The organism is Xenorhabdus bakwenae, assembly GCF_030272115.1.
Taxonomy (GTDB): Bacteria; Pseudomonadota; Gammaproteobacteria; order Enterobacterales; family Enterobacteriaceae; genus Xenorhabdus; species Xenorhabdus bakwenae.
Map to the genome: position 1 here is coordinate 947,155 of NZ_CP119194.1, position 18,103 is coordinate 965,257.

The 18,103-nt window shown below is 42.7% G+C and carries 12 protein-coding genes and 3 pseudogenes; 8 read left to right on the forward strand and 7 right to left on the reverse strand.

Annotation, left to right across the window (positions count from 1 at the left end):
- Positions 1–65: 65 nt before the first annotated feature.
- Positions 66–662: a cob(I)yrinic acid a,c-diamide adenosyltransferase gene (cobO, locus tag PXH59_RS05370; RefSeq protein WP_285810682.1), complete on the reverse strand. Its 597-nt coding sequence runs from the start codon at positions 660–662 to the stop codon at positions 66–68.
- Positions 662–1,426, reverse strand: coding sequence for a YciK family oxidoreductase (locus tag PXH59_RS05375; protein WP_047770956.1), 765 nt, complete (start codon positions 1,424–1,426; stop codon positions 662–664). The genes cobO and PXH59_RS05375 overlap by 1 nt, the downstream gene beginning before the upstream one ends.
- A 234-nt stretch (positions 1,427–1,660) precedes the next feature.
- Here PXH59_RS05375 and sohB point away from each other — a divergent pair, with 234 nt between their 5' ends.
- Positions 1,661–2,707 (forward strand): protease SohB, encoded by a 1,047-nt coding sequence (gene sohB / locus PXH59_RS05380; protein WP_047770955.1) that lies wholly within the window; start codon positions 1,661–1,663, stop codon positions 2,705–2,707.
- A gap of 91 nt (positions 2,708–2,798) precedes the next feature.
- Here sohB and PXH59_RS05385 read toward each other — a convergent pair whose 3' ends face one another.
- Positions 2,799–2,942, reverse strand: a complete 144-nt coding sequence (locus PXH59_RS05385; protein WP_083446712.1) for a DUF2498 family protein — start codon at positions 2,940–2,942, stop codon at positions 2,799–2,801.
- 307 nt (positions 2,943–3,249) lie between these two features.
- Between PXH59_RS05385 and topA the strand changes: the two are divergent.
- Positions 3,250–5,848, forward strand: a pseudogene (gene topA / locus PXH59_RS05390) (type I DNA topoisomerase).
- Positions 5,849–6,209: 361 nt separating this feature from the next.
- Entirely contained in the window at positions 6,210–7,184 is a 975-nt protein-coding gene (gene cysB / locus PXH59_RS05395; RefSeq protein WP_047770953.1) for an HTH-type transcriptional regulator CysB, read from the forward strand.
- 99 nt (positions 7,185–7,283) lie between these two features.
- Here the strand turns inward: cysB and PXH59_RS05400 are convergent, their stop codons facing one another.
- Positions 7,284–8,123 carry a hypothetical protein gene (locus PXH59_RS05400; RefSeq protein ID WP_285810686.1) on the reverse strand — a complete coding sequence of 280 codons (840 nt, stop codon included), beginning with the start codon at positions 8,121–8,123 and terminating at the stop codon, positions 7,284–7,286.
- 295 nt (positions 8,124–8,418) lie between these two features.
- Here PXH59_RS05400 and acnA point away from each other — a divergent pair.
- A pseudogene (acnA, locus tag PXH59_RS05405) lies at positions 8,419–11,110 on the forward strand (aconitate hydratase AcnA).
- A gap of 102 nt (positions 11,111–11,212) precedes the next feature.
- On the opposite strand, the gene ribA reads toward acnA, so the two are convergent.
- Positions 11,213–11,809 carry a GTP cyclohydrolase II gene (ribA, locus tag PXH59_RS05410; protein ID WP_047770950.1) on the reverse strand — a complete coding sequence of 199 codons (597 nt, stop codon included), beginning with the start codon at positions 11,807–11,809 and terminating at the stop codon, positions 11,213–11,215.
- 370 nt (positions 11,810–12,179) lie between these two features.
- Between ribA and PXH59_RS05415 the strand changes: the two genes are divergently transcribed.
- From PXH59_RS05415 to yciH, 4 genes are all read left to right on the forward strand, one after another.
- Complete coding sequence (locus PXH59_RS05415) at positions 12,180–12,494, forward strand: LapA family protein (RefSeq protein WP_047770949.1); 315 nt, start codon at positions 12,180–12,182, stop codon at positions 12,492–12,494.
- Between the two features lie 6 nt (positions 12,495–12,500).
- Entirely contained in the window at positions 12,501–13,670 is a 1,170-nt protein-coding gene (gene lapB / locus PXH59_RS05420; RefSeq protein ID WP_285810688.1) for a lipopolysaccharide assembly protein LapB, read from the forward strand.
- A gap of 84 nt (positions 13,671–13,754) precedes the next feature.
- Positions 13,755–14,495, forward strand: coding sequence for an orotidine-5'-phosphate decarboxylase (pyrF, locus tag PXH59_RS05425; protein ID WP_047770947.1), 741 nt, complete (start codon positions 13,755–13,757; stop codon positions 14,493–14,495).
- Entirely contained in the window at positions 14,488–14,811 is a 324-nt protein-coding gene (yciH, locus tag PXH59_RS05430; RefSeq protein WP_047770946.1) for a stress response translation initiation inhibitor YciH, read from the forward strand. The genes pyrF and yciH overlap by 8 nt, the downstream gene beginning before the upstream one ends.
- Before the next feature lie 58 nt (positions 14,812–14,869).
- On the opposite strand, the pseudogene bla reads toward yciH, so the two are convergent.
- Positions 14,870–15,824: pseudogene (gene bla / locus PXH59_RS05435) on the reverse strand (class A beta-lactamase).
- Positions 15,825–15,919: 95 nt separating this feature from the next.
- Positions 15,920–17,857, reverse strand: coding sequence for an exoribonuclease II (locus PXH59_RS05440; protein WP_285810690.1), 1,938 nt, complete (start codon positions 17,855–17,857; stop codon positions 15,920–15,922).
- Positions 17,858–18,103 lie beyond the last annotated feature (246 nt).

Sequence of the window (18,103 nt, forward strand, 5' to 3'; positions counted from 1 at the left end):
GTTTCAGCTTATATCAACATTTATATCAACATTTATCTAAACGAGATATGAAACAGCGGATTCATTTACCAATCAATGCCTTTTTGTGCCTTGATTCCGGCATTAAACGCATGTTTTGCCGGACGCATTTCCGTAATCGTATCGGCATATTCCAGTAATTCTCGATGACATCCTCTGCCAGTGATAATCACACTTTGATGAGCCGGACGCTGTTTAAGGGCAGCCAGAACATCAGTGAGTTCTAAGTAACCATAACTGACCATATAGGTTAATTCATCCAGCACGACAAGGTGTAATGAAGGGTCAGATAGCATTGCCACAGCATGTTGCCAGGCTGTTTGGCAGGCTGCGGTGTCTGATTCTCGATTTTGAGTCTCCCAGGTGAAACCTGTTGCCATCACATGAAATTCAACACCTTGCTGTATCAGCAAGTTCCTTTCGCCGCTTTCCCATGTTCCTTTGATAAATTGGATAACACCAGCACGTTGGCCGTGTCCGATTGCACGAGTCACTGTGCCAAGTGCTGCGGTCGTTTTTCCTTTACCGTTTCCAGTGAACACAATGACAATCCCTCGTTCTTGTTGTGCTGCTTCAATGCGGGCATCGATTTTTTCTTTCAGGCGTTGTTGCCTTTTCTGGTACTGGCTGTTATTTCTGGTCATTATTCGGCAGGTCCCGCTTTACGTCCGGGTTGAGCATCAAAACTGATGCCGGAATCATTTCGGCTGTCATCTCCCATTACATAAAGATAGACGGGCATAATATCCGCTGGTGTTTTTAACTTAGCGGAATTTTCATCAGGAAAAGCATTTGCTCGCATGTTGGTACGTGTTCCGCCGGGATTGATGCAGTTGATACGCAGGGAAGTATCCCGATATTCTTGTGCCAAAACTTGCATTAGGCCTTCTGTAGCAAATTTGGAAACAGCATAGGCCCCCCAACCACGTCTGCCCTCACGGCCGACACTGGAGCTGGTGAACACCAAAGAAGCGCTGGTGGATTGTAATAACAGAGGGAGCAATGCCTGAGTCAGCATAAAAGTGGCGTTGACATTCACTTGCATCACTTCATGCCAAAGCTGAACAGGCTGTTCTGAGATAGGAGAAACAGCACCAAGAAGCCCCGCGTTGTGCAAGACGCCATCCAAACGTGAATAGCGCTGTGCCAGATCATTGGCGAAAATTTGGCATTCTTCTGCGGTCACGGTCAGCAGATCCATCGTATACATGTCAGCTGGTAAACCACCATCATTTGCAATTTGCTGCCTGACTGCGTCCAGTTTTGCGGTAGTACGTCCCAGTAAAATAACCTGCGCACCGTGGCGGGCATAGGTCAGTGCGGCTTCACGTCCGATGCCATCGCCAGCACCGGTTACTAGAATAATTTTTTGTTGCAGTAGATGACTATTTGGTTGGTAATTAAACATCGAACAATCTTCCTATATTGCTTGTGGATCTATGACCCGCCATTTCAGGATGGCAGGTCATCATCAGAACAAAACTTAAGGTTCCCGTCAAATTTGCCAGCATTGAGTGAAAAATGGGTAAAAGAGCGTCATTTCAATTGAGATAGGGTTAAGCAAACTGTTAGGGCAAGGCGTTCGGTTTTTAGTTAGAATGAAACATATTATTGTTCATTATAAATTAATAAAGGTGGATCTGTGGAATATTTGTCTCTATACGGATTGTTCTTAGCCAAAGTGCTCACGGTGGTTTTAGCAATCACCATTCTGACGGTTGTTTGTATCGGATTAGGTGTACGTAAGACAATGCACAAAGGGGAATTAAAGCTGACCAATCTTGGTAAGGCATATCAGGAAAGGCAGCATCAGATGCAGCAGGCTCGAATGAGTGAGGCAGAACAAAAAATTTGGCAAAAAGCATTAAAAAAACAACAAAAAAGTGACGCTAAACAGAAAAAAGCAGAAGCCAAAACGGGTCAGAAAGGTATACAGAAGCCGAATCTTTATGTTTTGGACTTTAACGGCAGTATGGATGCCCGTGAGGTGGAGTCACTCCGCGAAGAGATCAGTGCGGTATTGGCTGTGGCTGATAAAAAAGATGAAGTTTTGCTGCGACTGGAAAGTCCTGGTGGTGTGGTTCATGGATATGGCCTGGCAGCATCTCAATTGGTTCGTTTGCGGCAAAAAGGGATACGCCTGACAATTGCCGTAGATAAAGTAGCAGCAAGTGGTGGATACATGATGGCTTGTGTGGCTGATCGCATTATTGCTGCACCGTTTGCCATTATCGGTTCCATTGGTGTTGTGGCTCAATTACCCAATATTCATAGGTTATTGAAGAAAAATGATATTGATGTTGAATTGCATACTGCTGGTGAATATAAACGTACCCTGACTGTTTTGGGAGAGAATACTGAACAGGGACGCAAGAAATTTCAGGAAGATTTGAACGAAACGCATAAGTTATTTAAATCATTTATCCATCAATACCGTCCCTCTTTGGATGTGGAAAACGTAGCCACTGGTGAGTATTGGTACGGTACACAAGCAAAAGAGAGTGGGTTGATTGATGATGTGGGTGTCAGTGATGATTTTCTGATTGAAAAAATTGAACATTGTGAAGTAATTGGCGTCAATTATTATCGCCGCAAACGTGCCATAGACCGTTTTATGGGGAGCGCGATGGAGAACGTTGACAAATTGTTTATGCGTTGGTGGCAAAGGGGAGAAAAACCTTTGTTGTAACGGAAAAATCAGTTATCGAAAACTACCGCAGATAATATGCGGGTAAGATAAATAGAAGAGAGTTATCTATCCTTTATTGCCCGCATATTTATTAACCAGTCAGGGATGATGTTCCACCTCTTTGTTCTACGCGCTCTGCGTACATACCGTGTATAAAATCTTCGTGTTTCTTAATGATTTTATTTACTTTTTTCAGTAACTGCTCTCGCTTAATAGGCAGGGTTTCAGTTTTCATTTATTGTGCTCCTTCAAGAAATAAGTTGTTGCGCATCGTTTTTTATCAGGTAGAGTGTGGGCTTTTCGTCATGCAGATGGAAGATTTTGTTTACAACTGTTAAAACAGACAATTGCATGGTGTGTGTCGGTATATAAAATACCCTAAATATTTCAAAGGGTTTTGCGCTTAAGTAAAAGTACAAGATAAAAATTAGTTGATATCTTGCAAATCTATCGCAATATAAAAAGAGGTTTTATTTTATATATCGCAACATAACGCCGTGATTTTCGCCATCTGAAAAGAAGATAATTAGGTAAAGGTAACTATGGCTAAAGCTCTTGTTATAGTGGAGTCCCCGGCAAAAGCCAAAACAATCAATAAATATCTGGGGAATGACTACGTTGTAAAATCCAGTGTAGGTCATATCCGTGATTTGCCGAAGAGTGGAACAGTGAGTCAAAAGAGTTCAAGCTCATCTACCGATAAGAATAAAAAGAAAGCAAAAAAAGATGAAAAAACGGCGCTGATAATTCGTATGGGCGTCGATCCTTATCATGGTTGGGAAGCGAACTATCAAATTTTGCCTGGCAAAGAAAAAGTTGTTTCAGAGCTGAAAACGCTGGCTGAGAAAGCCGATCATATCTATCTTGCAACGGACCTTGACCGTGAGGGAGAGGCTATTGCATGGCACCTGCGGGAAGTAATTGGTGGAGATGAATCCCGTTTCAGCCGGGTGGTATTCAATGAAATTACCAAAAATGCAATCACGCAGGCTTTTGATAATCCCGGTGAATTAAATCTTGACCGTGTGAATGCCCAGCAAGCGCGTCGTTTTATGGATCGCGTTGTCGGCTACATGGTTTCACCGCTGCTGTGGAAAAAAGTTGCCAGAGGGCTATCCGCTGGGCGGGTGCAATCTGTCGCAGTTCGTCTTGTGGTTGAGCGGGAACGCGAAATCAAGGCATTTGTGCCGGAAGAATATTGGCAGCTGCACGCGGACTTAATGGCTAAGAACGATCTCTCTCTCCATATGGAAGTGACACATGAGAAGGGAAAACCATTTAAACCCGTAAATGCGCAACAAACGCAGTCAGCATTATCTCTGCTTGAAAAAGCGAGATACAAAGTGATTGAGCGTGAAGATCGTCCAACATCGAGTAAACCAGGCGCACCATTCATTACCTCAACATTGCAACAGGCTGCAAGTACACGGCTTGGGTTTGGGGTTAAAAAAAACCATGATGATGGCGCAACGCTTGTATGAAGCTGGTTATATCACTTATATGCGTACCGATTCGACTAACTTGAGTCAGGACGCGTTGGAAATGGTTCGCGATTATATCAACCACCATTTTGGTGATGAATACTTGCCGAAAAGTGTCAATGTTTACAGCAGCAAAGAAAACTCTCAGGAAGCCCATGAGGCGATTCGACCTTCTGATGTTAGTGTCATGGCAGAAGAATTGAAAGATATGGAAACTGATGCACAAAAATTGTATCAGCTGATATGGCGTCAATTCATTGCCTGTCAGATGACACCTGCGAAATATGATTCCACGACACTGATCGTTCAAGCCGGCGATTTTGAGTTACGTGCCAAAGGCCGTACTCTGCGTTTTGATGGTTGGACAAAAGTAATGCCGATTTTGCGCAAAGGGGATGAAGAGAATACCTTGCCGGCGATGGAAGTAGGTACAGAGCTTGATTTGCAACAGTTGATACCAAGCCAGCACTTTACAAAACCCCCCGCACGTTTCAGTGAAGCGTCCTTGGTCAGGGAATTGGAAAAACGCGGAATTGGTCGTCCATCGACTTATGCATCAATTATTTCAACCATTCAAGAGCGTGGTTATGTTTGCGTTGAAAATCGGCGGTTCTATGCAGAGAAAATGGGTGAAATTGTCAATGATCGTTTGGAAGAAAATTTCAACGAACTGATGAACTATGATTTTACGGCAAGAATGGAAGACCAGCTCGATCATGTAGCTAACAATGAGGCGAATTGGAAAGGCATTCTGGACGAATTTTTCTCCAATTTCAGTGAGAAGCTTGATGTTGCCAGTAAAGAGCCAGGTGAAGGTGGGATGCGTCCAAACCCGATGGTGATTACCTCGATTGGGTGCCCGACCTGTAACCGCCCAATGGGAATTCGTACTGCGACAACAGGGGTATTTCTTGGCTGCTCTGGTTATGCGTTATCACCTAAAGAGCGATGCAAGCAGACGATTAACCTTATCCCGGAAAATGAAATCCTAAATATTTTGGAAGGGGATGATGCTGAAACCAATGCATTGCGTGCTCGTTGTCGCTGCAAAAAGTGTGGTACAGCGATGGACAGTTATTTGATTGATAACCAGCGTAAATTGCATGTGTGCGGTAATAACCCAGAGTGTGATGGTTATGAAGTTGAAGAAGGTGAATTCCGCATTAAGGGTTATGATGGTCCAGTAGTTGAGTGTGATAAGTGCGGTTCAGAAATGCACCTGAAAATGGGGCGTTTTGGTAAATACATGGGTTGTACAAACGAAGAGTGTAAAAATACCCGTAAGATTTTACGCAATGGGGAAGTGGCACCACCAAAAGAAGATCCGGTTCCGTTACCGGAGCTGGCATGTGAAAAATCAGATGCCTACTTTGTTCTGCGTGATGGCGCGGCAGGGGTATTTTTAGCCGCCAACACCTTCCCTAAATCTCGCGAAACGCGAGCACCATTGGTTGAAGAGCTTGTTCGGTTCCAAGATCGCTTACCGGAAAAATTGCGTTATTTAGCGCAAGCGCCTGTTGCTGATCCTGAAGGGAATAAAACAGTTGTTCGTTTTAGCCGTAAAACTAAACAGCAGTATGTTTCGTCAGAGAAAAAGGGCAAGGCGACCGGATGGACCGCATTTTTTGTTGAAGGGGATTGGGTGGTGAAAGAAAAGTAATCGATCTTTAAGATAAATTTGTGCATTATATCTTCATTTAGTGGGTATAATTCATAGAAATATATTTAGAGAGATATTTCTTTTTTTGTGGGAAATGTAACTTTTCTTTCTAAAAAGCCAGTTCCATGGACTGGCTTTTTTTGTATTTCAACAAAATTAAAACACAATATATCTGCAACAGGCGTTTGATAATAGTTACTCAACTTAATTATTTGTTATATATATATATAGCAAGTGTTATAGTGGTTATATTCTTGCAAACATATATTCTATATGGTTATAAGTGGGTAACCATTAGCAATATAGAAATTGGTTCAACTACAAAACGTTCATACATTTGATTATTAGGGACAGTGCTGATATGAAACTACAGCAGTTGCGTTATATTGTAGAGGTGGTTAATCACAATCTAAATGTATCTTCTACAGCAGAAGGGTTGTATACCTCCCAACCGGGGATCAGCAAACAAGTCAGGATGCTTGAAGATGAGCTGGGGATTCAGATATTTGCTCGTAGTGGTAAACATTTGACGCACGTGACTCCGGCTGGTGAAGAAATTGTCCGTATTTCACGTGAGGTTCTGTCAAAAATTGATGCCATTCGTTCTGTTGCCAGTGAACACACCTATCCTGATCGTGGTTCTTTATATATAGCGACTACCCATACACAAGCAAGATATGCTTTACCTCCTGTTATTAAGGGCTTTATTGAACGCTATCCCAATGTATCACTGCATATGCATCAAGGTTCTCCAACGCAAATTGCGGAAGAGGTATGCAAAGGAAATAGTGATTTTGCGATAGCAACAGAAGCACTGCATCTCTATAGCGATCTGATTATGTTGCCTTGTTATCATTGGAACCGTTCTATTGTGGTGACGAAGGATCACCCGCTTGCCAGTAGACAGAATGTGACGATTGAAGAGCTGGCTGAATATCCGGTTGTAACCTATACGTTTGGTTTTACTGGTCGCTCTGAGTTGGATGTTGCTTTTGATCGGGTCGGTTTGAAACCTAAAATCGTATTTACAGCAACAGATGCTGATGTGATTAAGACTTATGTGCGGTTAGGGCTAGGGGTTGGTGTGATTGCCAGTATGGCCGTAGAACCCGTTAAGGACAGTGATTTAGTACGTATTGATATGCGAGAGCAATTCGGTTACAGCACGACCAAGATAGGCTTTCGACGTAGTAGTTTTCTGCGCAGTTATATGTATGATTTTATCTGGCGTTTTGCGCCACATTTGACGCGTGATGTCGTGGATAAAGCCATTGCGTTACGCTCCAATGAAGAAATAGAAGAAATGTTCAAAGATATCGAACTGCCGATAGTATAAAAAGATATTTAATATCAGCAAAATAGATATAAAGAAGATAGGCAGTATCAAGAAGATTAAACCACCTCCAAACAGCTGGTAGGTGGTTGATCTTTTATTTTATGTCCCCTTTGGGATCATTGTCTTAAATTCACCACTGAAAAAATTGTCAGAATTTTCGATTGAAGATTTTTGATTTTTGAGAATGAAATTATCGAAAGCTATTTTAACTTCGTGATTTTCTAACGATTGATAATTAAATAAGGAAATACAAGAGGAGTAAGTAAATTCAACATTAATATTCTCACTAGAAGCGCAGTTTGACGTCATTTCTGAGTTGGTTCTGTTAAAATCTATTTTATAGAGTTTTATTTTAGGGACATACATGACCCGATCTTCGACTCCAATTGCTTCAATAACACTGGCTAATGTGAGGGTAGAATAATGATCTCCATTCCGTTTTAAACCCAGCCTTATAGCATCCCCTTGTTTTTGCAAAAAATCGGAAAAACTTTTCAGGCTTGGAGAGTTTGCATTTAAAACAATTTCCATGATGAGTTGGAGTAAATTTGTTGCAATAGAAACACCTTTCATTTCATGCTGATAGGTTTGACTTTCGACATTCATGATACTCATCAATGGCAGTTTTGCCATGATATTTCCCCAAAATTGAATGTCAGTCTTATATGCTTTGCCATGAGCATTGGTATATTTGGCAATATAATCGGCGGCTATTGAAGAAAGGGCGATCTGTATTTTTTTGATTTCATTCATTTTCTGTATGACACTGCCTTTGTCGACAATATTTGACGTCATAATAAATTGGACAAGGCCGTCTGTATCACTAAGCTGATAATCCGACAAGGAAAATTTATCTCTAATGCCAGCCGAAAAAAACTGATCTGCTTGTTGTATATGGCTTAGGTAATGTTGGTATTCTTTGTTTTTTTCTGTGTCCATAATCTTACCTCCAATCGCTAATAAACGTATTGAGTACTCTGAATACACCTTTATTTTGCAAATTTCAATTTGAAACCGATTAGCCAGCAATGTGTAGAAACTTTAGAGTCAATTCAATCAAACTCTTATGGCATGAATAAAACATATCTACTTTAGAGGTGTCATCATTAAAATTTATCAATAAATGAGGATTTACAGCGAGTTAGCAAAATGTGTGGTGACGGAATAACAAATAGTTGCTTATATGTTATGTTTAATGGTATCTGACCATCAATAATAAGAAAGGAGAGGAGTTATGTCGTTTAAATTGAAAACGGACTGTGCTTCAAGGCTCTCGATTGGAAGCAAATCCACTGGCCGTAAAACCTACCACTATTACAGTTTACCTCTGTTATCTGAACAAGTTGGCGATATATCCCGCCTGCCAAAGTCTCTGAAAGTTCTGCTCGAAAATCTCTTGCGCCATGTTGATGGTGAATCCGTAGTGGAAGATGATTTGCAGGCGCTGGTGGAATGGCAAAAAACCGGTCATGCAGAACGAGAAATTGCTTATCGCCCCGCCCGCGTACTTATGCAGGATTTTACAGGTGTGCCGGCTGTCGTGGATTTGGCGGCGATGCGGGAAGCGGTGTTGAGACTCGGTGGAAATGTAGAGCAGGTTAATCCGTTATCCCCTGTTGATTTGGTTATCGATCATTCAGTGATGGTTGATAAATTTGGCACTGAACAGGCATTTTCAGAAAACGTGCAGAGAGAGATGGCACGTAACTATGAACGTTATCTGTTCTTGCGTTGGGGACAGAAAGCGTTTAATCGTTTCCGCGTAGTGCCTCCGGGAACGGGGATTTGCCATCAAGTTAACCTGGAATATCTGGGTAAAGCCGTCTGGTATGAAAATCAGGATGGTAAGGATTTTGCTTATCCTGATACGTTGGTCGGAACGGATTCTCACACAACCATGATTAATGGATTGGGTGTTCTGGGATGGGGCGTAGGGGGGAATTGAAGCGGAGGCCGCGATGCTGGGGCAGCCAGTTTCTATGCTGATCCCAGATGTGGTTGGTTTTAAACTGACCGGAAAATTGCAAGAAGGGATCACGGCAACTGACCTTGTACTGACTGTGACACAAATGCTGCGTAAGCACGGTGTTGTGGGTAAATTTGTTGAATTTTACGGTGATGGATTATCTGATTTGCCGCTGGCAGATCGGGCAACTATAGCCAATATGGCTCCTGAATATGGTGCAACTTGTGGTTTCTTCCCTGTTGATGACATTACATTAGACTATATGCGTTTAACGGGGCGTCATGAAGAAGAAATTGCTTTGGTTGAAGCTTATTGCAGAACTCAGGGCTTATGGCGTAATGCAGGGGATACGCCTATCTTTACCAGCACCCTAGAGTTGGACATGTCGACAGTTGAAGCAAGTTTAGCCGGGCCGAAACGCCCTCAAGACCGGGTTGCATTGGGAAATGTACCACAGGCTTTTCAGTCTGCTATGGAATTGGATATCCATAAAACGCAAGAGCACTTATCAGCGGTATCAGTGACTTTAGATAACCAAACTTTTTCATTGCAAGATGGTGCCGTGGTGATTGCTGCCATTACCTCTTGCACAAACACCTCTAACCCCAACGTATTGATGACGGCGGGATTACTTGCCAAAAAAGCGGTTGAGAAAGGTTTACAGCGTCAACCGTGGGTTAAAACTTCACTGGCACCCGGTTCGAAAGTCGTGACAAGTTACCTGGAACTGGCCGGTTTTATGCCATATCTGGAAAAACTGGGTTTCAACTTGGTAGGGTATGGCTGCACTACCTGCATTGGCAATTCCGGGCCATTGCCTGATCCTATTGAAGCTGCAATCAAGCAATCTGATCTAACCGTTGGGGCGGTGCTTTCCGGTAACCGAAATTTTGAAGGGCGTATTCATCCTTTAGTGAAAACTAACTGGCTGGCATCACCGCCGTTGGTGGTGGCCTATGCGCTTTCTGGCAGCATGAAAAAGGATCTGACGCGAGAACCTATCGGAAAAGATCAACAAGGCAATGATGTTTACTTGAAGGATATCTGGCCTGATAGTACAGAAGTTGCGGAAGCGACTGGAAAAGTCAGAACCGAAATGTTTCATAAAGAATATAATTCTGTGTTTGAAGGTGACGAAAGTTGGCAATCCTTGAGCGTAGAAAGTTCAGCGACTTATGCCTGGCAGCCGGATTCAACCTATATACGCCATCCTCCTTTCTTCAGTGATATGACGGCTGAACCTAAACCGATTACAGACATACATCAGGCTCACATTTTGGCGATACTGGGGGATTCAGTCACGACGGATCATATTTCCCCGGCTGGAAATATCAAGGCTGACAGTCCAGCTGGGCGTTATTTGCAAGAACATGGCGTTGCACCAAAAGATTTTAATTCGTATGGCTCAAGACGTGGTAACCATGAAGTTATGATGCGAGGAACGTTTGCTAACATTCGTATTCGTAATGAAATGGTAGCAGGGGTTGAAGGAGGTTATACCCGGCATATTCCTTCACAATCCCAACTTGCTATTTATGATGCCGCTATGCGTTATCAGGAGGAAAAAATACCATTAGCCGTTATTGCGGGGAAAGAATATGGTTCAGGGTCAAGCCGTGACTGGGCTGCAAAAGGAACAAAATTACTAGGGATCAGGGTTGTGGTTGCAGAATCTTTTGAACGTATTCACCGCTCTAACTTGATTGGTATGGGGGTCTTGCCATTGGAATTTCCTCAAGGCGTCAGCCGCAAGAGCTTAAACCTGACGGGAGATGAAAGGATTGATATTACAGGATTATCAAACATTCAACCCGGGCAGACAATTGCAGTGAAAATTACTTATGTCAATGGACAGGAAATTGTGATTGATACCCGTTGCCGCATTGATACGGGAACAGAACTGGCTTACTTCTATCATGATGGTATTTTGCATTATGTGATCCGTAATATGCTGAAATAATAAAAACTGAAAAATATCAATTAAAAAACCACATTTAGAAACAAAGACTGCGCCCACACCGACGCAGTTTTTTATATTTTACAGAAAGTAATGAGAGAAATTTTAGCTTGATTCGGACAGCAAATGACCCATCCGGTTGGCTTTGGTATCTAAATAGTGAGCATTTTGGGAATTACGTCCTACGATCAATGGAACACGTTCAGTGATATTAATACCTGCTTCTATCATGATTTCAACTTTTTTAGGGTTGTTAGTAAGAAGACGGATTGTATTAATATTCAATATCTTATACATGTCTGAACACAGGGTGAAATCTCTTTCATCGGCAGAAAAACCTAATTGATGGTTGGCCTCAACAGTATCAATACCTTGATCCTGTAAAGCATAGGCACGAATTTTATTCAGCAGGCCAATATTACGCCCTTCCTGGCGGTGATAGAGTAAAACACCACGGCCTTCCTGACTAATTTGCGAAAGTGCAGCTTCTAATTGAAAACCACAGTCGCATCTTAGGCTGAATAAAGCATCTCCGGTGAGGCATTCTGAGTGGATGCGCGATAATACAGGCTCATCACCAGAAATATCGCCGAAAATAAGAGCGACATGATCGCGGCCTGTTTTGATTTCTTCAAATCCAATCATTAAAAACTCACCCCATGGCGTAGGTAATTTTGCTTCAGCTACCCGTTTTAGCTGCATTTTTGTATTCATATGTTGATTTAACTCGTTATAAATATTGCAATATCAGAACAATACCGGTTGAGAAATCAGCTAAAACTACGCAAAAATTTTTTCTGATTACAACGCATGCACGCCGCAGTATTGTAACAGAAATTATTAATACGTATGAATATAAAGCGTCGGGTTCTTTAATGATAAATATATTAACATGCTAAACTATAAGCATATTTTTGCAGATGTATTTATTACAAAAAGAGGGAAATCAGCGTTTATTGCAATAAATGCTTCCTTTACGTAGACGTGTGTAGACGAGAAATGCTAATTTAACACGCCACTATGTCTGTTATTTGGCATAATCAATCAGCAACGATAGATAACAGGAAGAAATGTGAAATATTTTCTGATCTTATTACTGGCACTGGTTGTTTTTGTTATCTCAGTGACACTGGGAGCAAATAATAATCAGATAGTGACGTTTAATTATTTGATTGCTAAGGGTGATTACTCTGTATCCACATTGCTGGCTGCGTTGTTTGCTGTTGGCTTTATCCTCGGTTGGGGAATTTGTGGTTTTTTTTACCTACGCGCCTGTGTTTCTTTGCGGCATGCGAAACGCAAAATCAAACGACTGGAAACTCAAGTGGAACAGCCATCTGAATCATCCAAAAAAGTCGCATCTACCGTAGCGTTAAACAAGGAATAATTCTCTATGTTAGAGCTGTTGTTTCTGTTGCTTCCCATTGCCGCCGCCTATGGCTGGTATATGGGGCGCAGAAGTGCTCAACAAGATAAACAACAATCGGCTGACCGCCTTTCGCGTGAATATGTTGATGGTGTTAACTTTTTGCTCTCCAATCAGCAAGATAAGGCGGTAGATTTATTTCTTGATATGCTGAAAGAGGATAGCTCTGCATTTGAGGCTCACCTAACATTGGGAAACCTCTTCCGTTCCCGTGGTGAAGTTGAAAGAGCCATTCGTATTCATCAGTCCCTGATGGAAAGTGCTTCCCTGACATTTGAACAGCGTTTGCTTGCGATCCAGCAGCTTGGGCAAGATTATATGGCTGCTGGAGTCTATGATCGAGCAGAGAACATGTTCGTTCAGTTAGTCGACGAAACTGACTTCCGTGAAAATGCCTTTAATTCCTTGCTAACCATCTACCAGTCAACCAGTGATTGGAATAAAGCCATTGATATCGCTGAAAAACTCGTAAAACTGGGTAAATCCCATTTTCGGGAAGACATTGCGCATTTCTACTGTGAGTTGGCTCTGCAATGTATGGGCAGTGATGATTTTACTGCTGCGATCGGTTATTTGAATAAAGCGGCTCAAGCAGACAAAAATTGTGCCCGTGCTACTATTATGTTTGGTCGTATTTATATGGCTCAGGGGGAATATTTTAAAGCGACCCACGCGTTGAAACGCATTCTTGAGCAGGATAAGCAATTGGTCAGTGAATCTTTGCCAATGCTGCAAGAATGTTACCAACATTTGTCTCAACCGGCCGAATGGCAAACTTTTATTCAGCGTTGTGTAGAAGAAAATTGTGGTGCGATCGCTGAACTTCATATGGCCGATATCCTTGAGAAGAAAGAAGGGCGTGAAGTTGCTCAAAACTTCATTAACCGTCAGTTGGAGCGCCATCCAACAATGAGATTATTTTATCGTCTGATGGATTACCATATGACGGAAGCGGAAGAAGGGCGGGCTAAAGAAAGCCTGATCCTTTTGCGCAATATGGTCGGTGAGCAAATCCGCACAAAACCTGATTATCGATGCCATAAATGTGGCTTTACTTCCCGTTCGTTATATTGGCATTGCCCATCATGTCGTTCTTGGGACTCTATTAAACCGATCCGGGGGTTGGATGGTCAGTGACACTGTCACTATCATACTGCTACTCACTAGTAATTAAAGTTTATAAATAATTCAATTTAATTAGTAAATCAAAGGGCCTAATAAATGATCTCCCACACAGTTCAAACTTTAGATAAACAGATTGACTCGCCTGTTATTGTTGCACTGGATTATGACAATCAGGATGCGGCGCTGGCATTTGTCGACAAGATTGATCCACAATCCTGTCGTCTGAAAGTGGGCAAAGAGATGTTTACACTGTATGGCCCGCAATTTGTTCAGGCGCTGCATCAGCGTGGTTTTGATGTGTTTTTGGATCTTAAATTTCACGATATCCCCAATACAACGGCAAGGGCGGTTGCGGCTGCTGCAGAATTAGGTGTGTGGATGGTTAATGTTCATGCCAGTGGTGGTGCGAGAATGATGACAGCAGCTAAAGAGGCGCTGCTCACTTACGGTAAGGATGCACCTTTGTTGATTGGTGTGACAGTGCTGACCAGTATGGAGCAATCTGATTTATCAGGCACAGGCATTGACATGACACCAGCGCAACATGCGGAGCGTTTGGCATTATTGACAAAACAGTGTGGTTTAGATGGCGTAGTGTGTTCAGCCCATGAAGCACAGCAATTGAAAGCAGTGTGTGGACATGCATTCCAGCTTGTTACTCCGGGTATTCGCCCTGAAGGGACAGACGCGGGAGATCAGCGCCGGATCATGACACCACCTCAGGCGGTACAGGCTGGGGTGGATTATATGGTGATCGGGCGTCCAATTACCCGCGCAGAAAATCCGACATTAGCACTACAGCAGATTAACCAATCTCTTGGACTCATTCATGGATAATAACTCTCGCTTGGTTTATTCGACGGATGGTGGCCGCATCCAGGAGGAAAAAGTAAAGCTTTCTCGTCCGAAAGGTGATGGTATTGTTCGTATCCAGCGTCAGGCCAGTGGTCGTAAAGGGAAAGGTGTTTGTGTGATTACAGGCATAGATGCTGATGACCAAACTTTGGCTAAGCTAGCAGCCGAATTGAAGAAAAAATGTGGCTGTGGAGGTTCTGTTAAAGAGGGCGAAATTGAGATTCAAGGCGATAAACGCGACTTGTTGAAGCAATTGCTGGAAGCGAAAGGAATGAAGGTAAAACTGGCTGGAGGCTGAACCCAGTTTGTTATTAACCAGCTATGTAACCAATAAACAGCATAGCTGGTTAATTGAACTAATTAATCGAATTAACCCGTATCACAATACGTGTAGCCGCTGCCAATACGTCAGGACGGGCATTGGCTTCTTTGTTATTTGGCTGAGTAAAATAAGTAACCAAAACCAATGGTGCGCGGTCAGGTACTGGCCAAATTACCGCGATATCATTTGTTGTACCATAATCGCAACGGCCGGTTTTATCTCCTACAATCCAATTTTGGGGTAATCCTGCACGAATGCTGGTGCCGCCAGTTGTATTGCCTTTTATCCACTCCGTTAATTGTTCACGTTGAGTTGTCGCTAAGGCATTGCCCAACACCAAATTATATAAACTTTTTGCCATAGCTTGTGGTGTAGAAGTGTCTCGGTCATCACCTGGAATAGCAGTATTTAATTCGGGTTCACGGCGATCGAGGCGAAAATAATGATCACCGATAGTGCGGGCAAACCGTGTCACTTCATGTGAGCCATTCAGTTGGTTAAGAAGTAAATTCATAGCCGTATTATCGCTATATTGTAGTGTTGCTGCGCTCAACTCTCCTAAGGTCATCCCCTCTTTGAGATGTTTTTCCGTCATTGGGCTATATTCGACAAGATCTGATTGTTGATAGTGAACGCGTTGATTTAACAGGTGGGCATTTGTTTCGTTTTTTTTGCAAAATAGCGGATACCGTCATCAACTTACTGGTGCTGCATAGAGGAAAACGCTCGTTTTCACGGTAAGAGATGATGGAATGATCAGATGTATCTATCAATACTACACCAAGTCGGCCATTGGCATTTTTCTCCAATATGGAAAGTTGGTGGATGATTTCATTTATCTTGTGTGGGTTTATTGCAGATGATGTTTTATTTGGGTAAGAAATTCGAGTGTTATAAGCGGTTGCACTGGCTGGAAAAGTGAATAGTACACCAAGTAAGGAAGCGAGGGCGGTAGTGAAACCTATCCGACGCACTGGGGAAAATAGCATGTGGAAGTCCTCATAGGGATTATCTTATTGTTATTGCGAAACTGCCGCCATTTATGGCGGCAGAGATGTTTACAGAAATTATTTATAAGATAGTCCTATACAGGACGTGCCACAATATTGCGGGTTTCCATTCTGACCTCTTCAATACGAACATCGATGATGTCATTCAGGCGATGAACCGTTTCACCCTTAATCAATACGGAACCTGTTTCTTGACTGCATTGAAGTTCATCACGAACAGCATGCAAAAATGGTCCGGGGACGAAAGCGATAGCTCCGTTATCTACTAGTCGAACTCGTAGACCACCACGGGTGATATCGATAATTTCTGCCGGGAATGTTTTATCTGTGCCAGCATGAGGCTGCAAGAAACGGGCATAGAGCCAATCACCAACATCACGCTCTGCCATGCGGTTAGCTCGGCGCCGCTCTGTTAATCGCAGGCAAAAATCTTCAGTGGGTTTTTCTATTTCCACTTGCTGGATAATTGCTTTCAACAGACGGTGGTTGATAATATCGCTGTATTTACGGATAGGGGATGTCCAGGTCGCGTAAGCATCAAATCCTAAACCAAAGTGTGGGCCTGGTTCTGTTTTGATTTCAGCAAATGTTTGGAAACGGCGGATACGACTGTCCAGGAATTGGGTCGGTTGTTTATCCAGTTCACGGCGCAATTCACAAAACCCGTTCAGATTCAGTAATGCTTCGGCATTAGCTTCAATGCCGTTTTCCTTGAGAACTTCAACGACCTGCTCAATCTGGGTAGGTTCAAAGCCAGTGTGGACGTTATAAAAACCAAAGCCTAACTTATCACGCAGAATTTTAGCTGCACATAAGTTTGCTGCAATCATGGCTTCTTCGACAATACGGTTAGCTGTACGGCGCTGTTCAATAACGATATCAACAACATGGCCATTTTCATCAAGGATAAATCGATAATCCGGGCGTTCCTTGAAAACCAAGGCATTTTGCAGACGCCAGTTGTTTCGACGTTCGAACATCTCTTTCAGAAGGGTGATTTGGCTAATTACGGCGTTTGATCCTGGTTTCCAACCTTCCCGGTCTTCTAACCAGTCTGAAACTTCGTCATAAACCAGTTTAAATTTAGATTCAACCCAAGCAGAGAAAAATTGAATATCATCGCCCAGTTGACCATCTTCGAAAATTGAAACCTGACAAACCAGGGCAGGGCGGCGCACGTTAGGGCGCAGGGAACATAAGTCATCAGATAGCTCACGAGGGAGCATTGGAATATTGAAGCCTGGCAGGTAATTGGTGAAACTACGCTGATAGGCAATTTTGTCCAGTTCGCTACCCGCTTTGATATAAGCAGTGGGATCAGCAATTGCAATAGAAAGTTTCAGGCTGCCATCATCATTTTTGGTGATGTGCAGGGCATCATCCATATCTTCGGTTGTTGCACTGTCAATAGTGACAAAATCAAGAGCGGTCAGATCGATGCGTTCGATAGAACTATCATCCAACTGGCAATCCAGCATCGCTGGCGCTTCGCGTTCCAGTTCGTGGCGAGTTAATGTTACCCACCACGGTGCGTAATGGTCATCACCTTGCGTAATATAACCCGTTATTTCGGCATGGAAACCACGATCGCCTTTCAGGGGATGTCGGCGCATTTCAGCTACGGCCCAATCGCCATTTTCAAAGGTATGGTCAACGTGGTTTGCTGGGCGGCAAGGGATAGTGTCTTTTAATAATGGGTGATCAGGAATAATCCATAGTCGGTTATCATTTTCTTTCTTCTGGACCTTTCCTACAAAACGGGTCAGGAAGGGTTCAATCAGAGACTCAGGTTCGGCAATTTCTTTCTCTTTGTCTGTGTGGATAGCCGCAGAAATCCGATCACCGTGCATGACTTTTTTCATGTAAGGGGGCGGAATGAAATAACTTTTTTGGCCGTCGACTTCTAAAAATCCAAAACCTTTCTCAGTTCCTTTGACTAAACCTTCTACACGCAGGGTCTGGGCGTGAAGTTGCTGTTTTAGCTGTGCAAGCAGCGGATTATTTTGAAACATAATATCAAGAGAATATGGAGTTATTATTGATAATTTTGGACAACAGTTTTACGCGAATCGAGAGTGTGGAGCAAGTAACATCTTATCAAAACAGGAAAAACTGCGGTATAAGGTCAAAAATTAGCCGTTTTTTGAAACGCGGAAAGCTATTTCTGCTCATCCACTGATACGACAGTGTTGTTAGTGATATTACAGTCTAATCCGTATTAGGTAACGTTTGAAAAAGCAATATTTAGTTACAACATA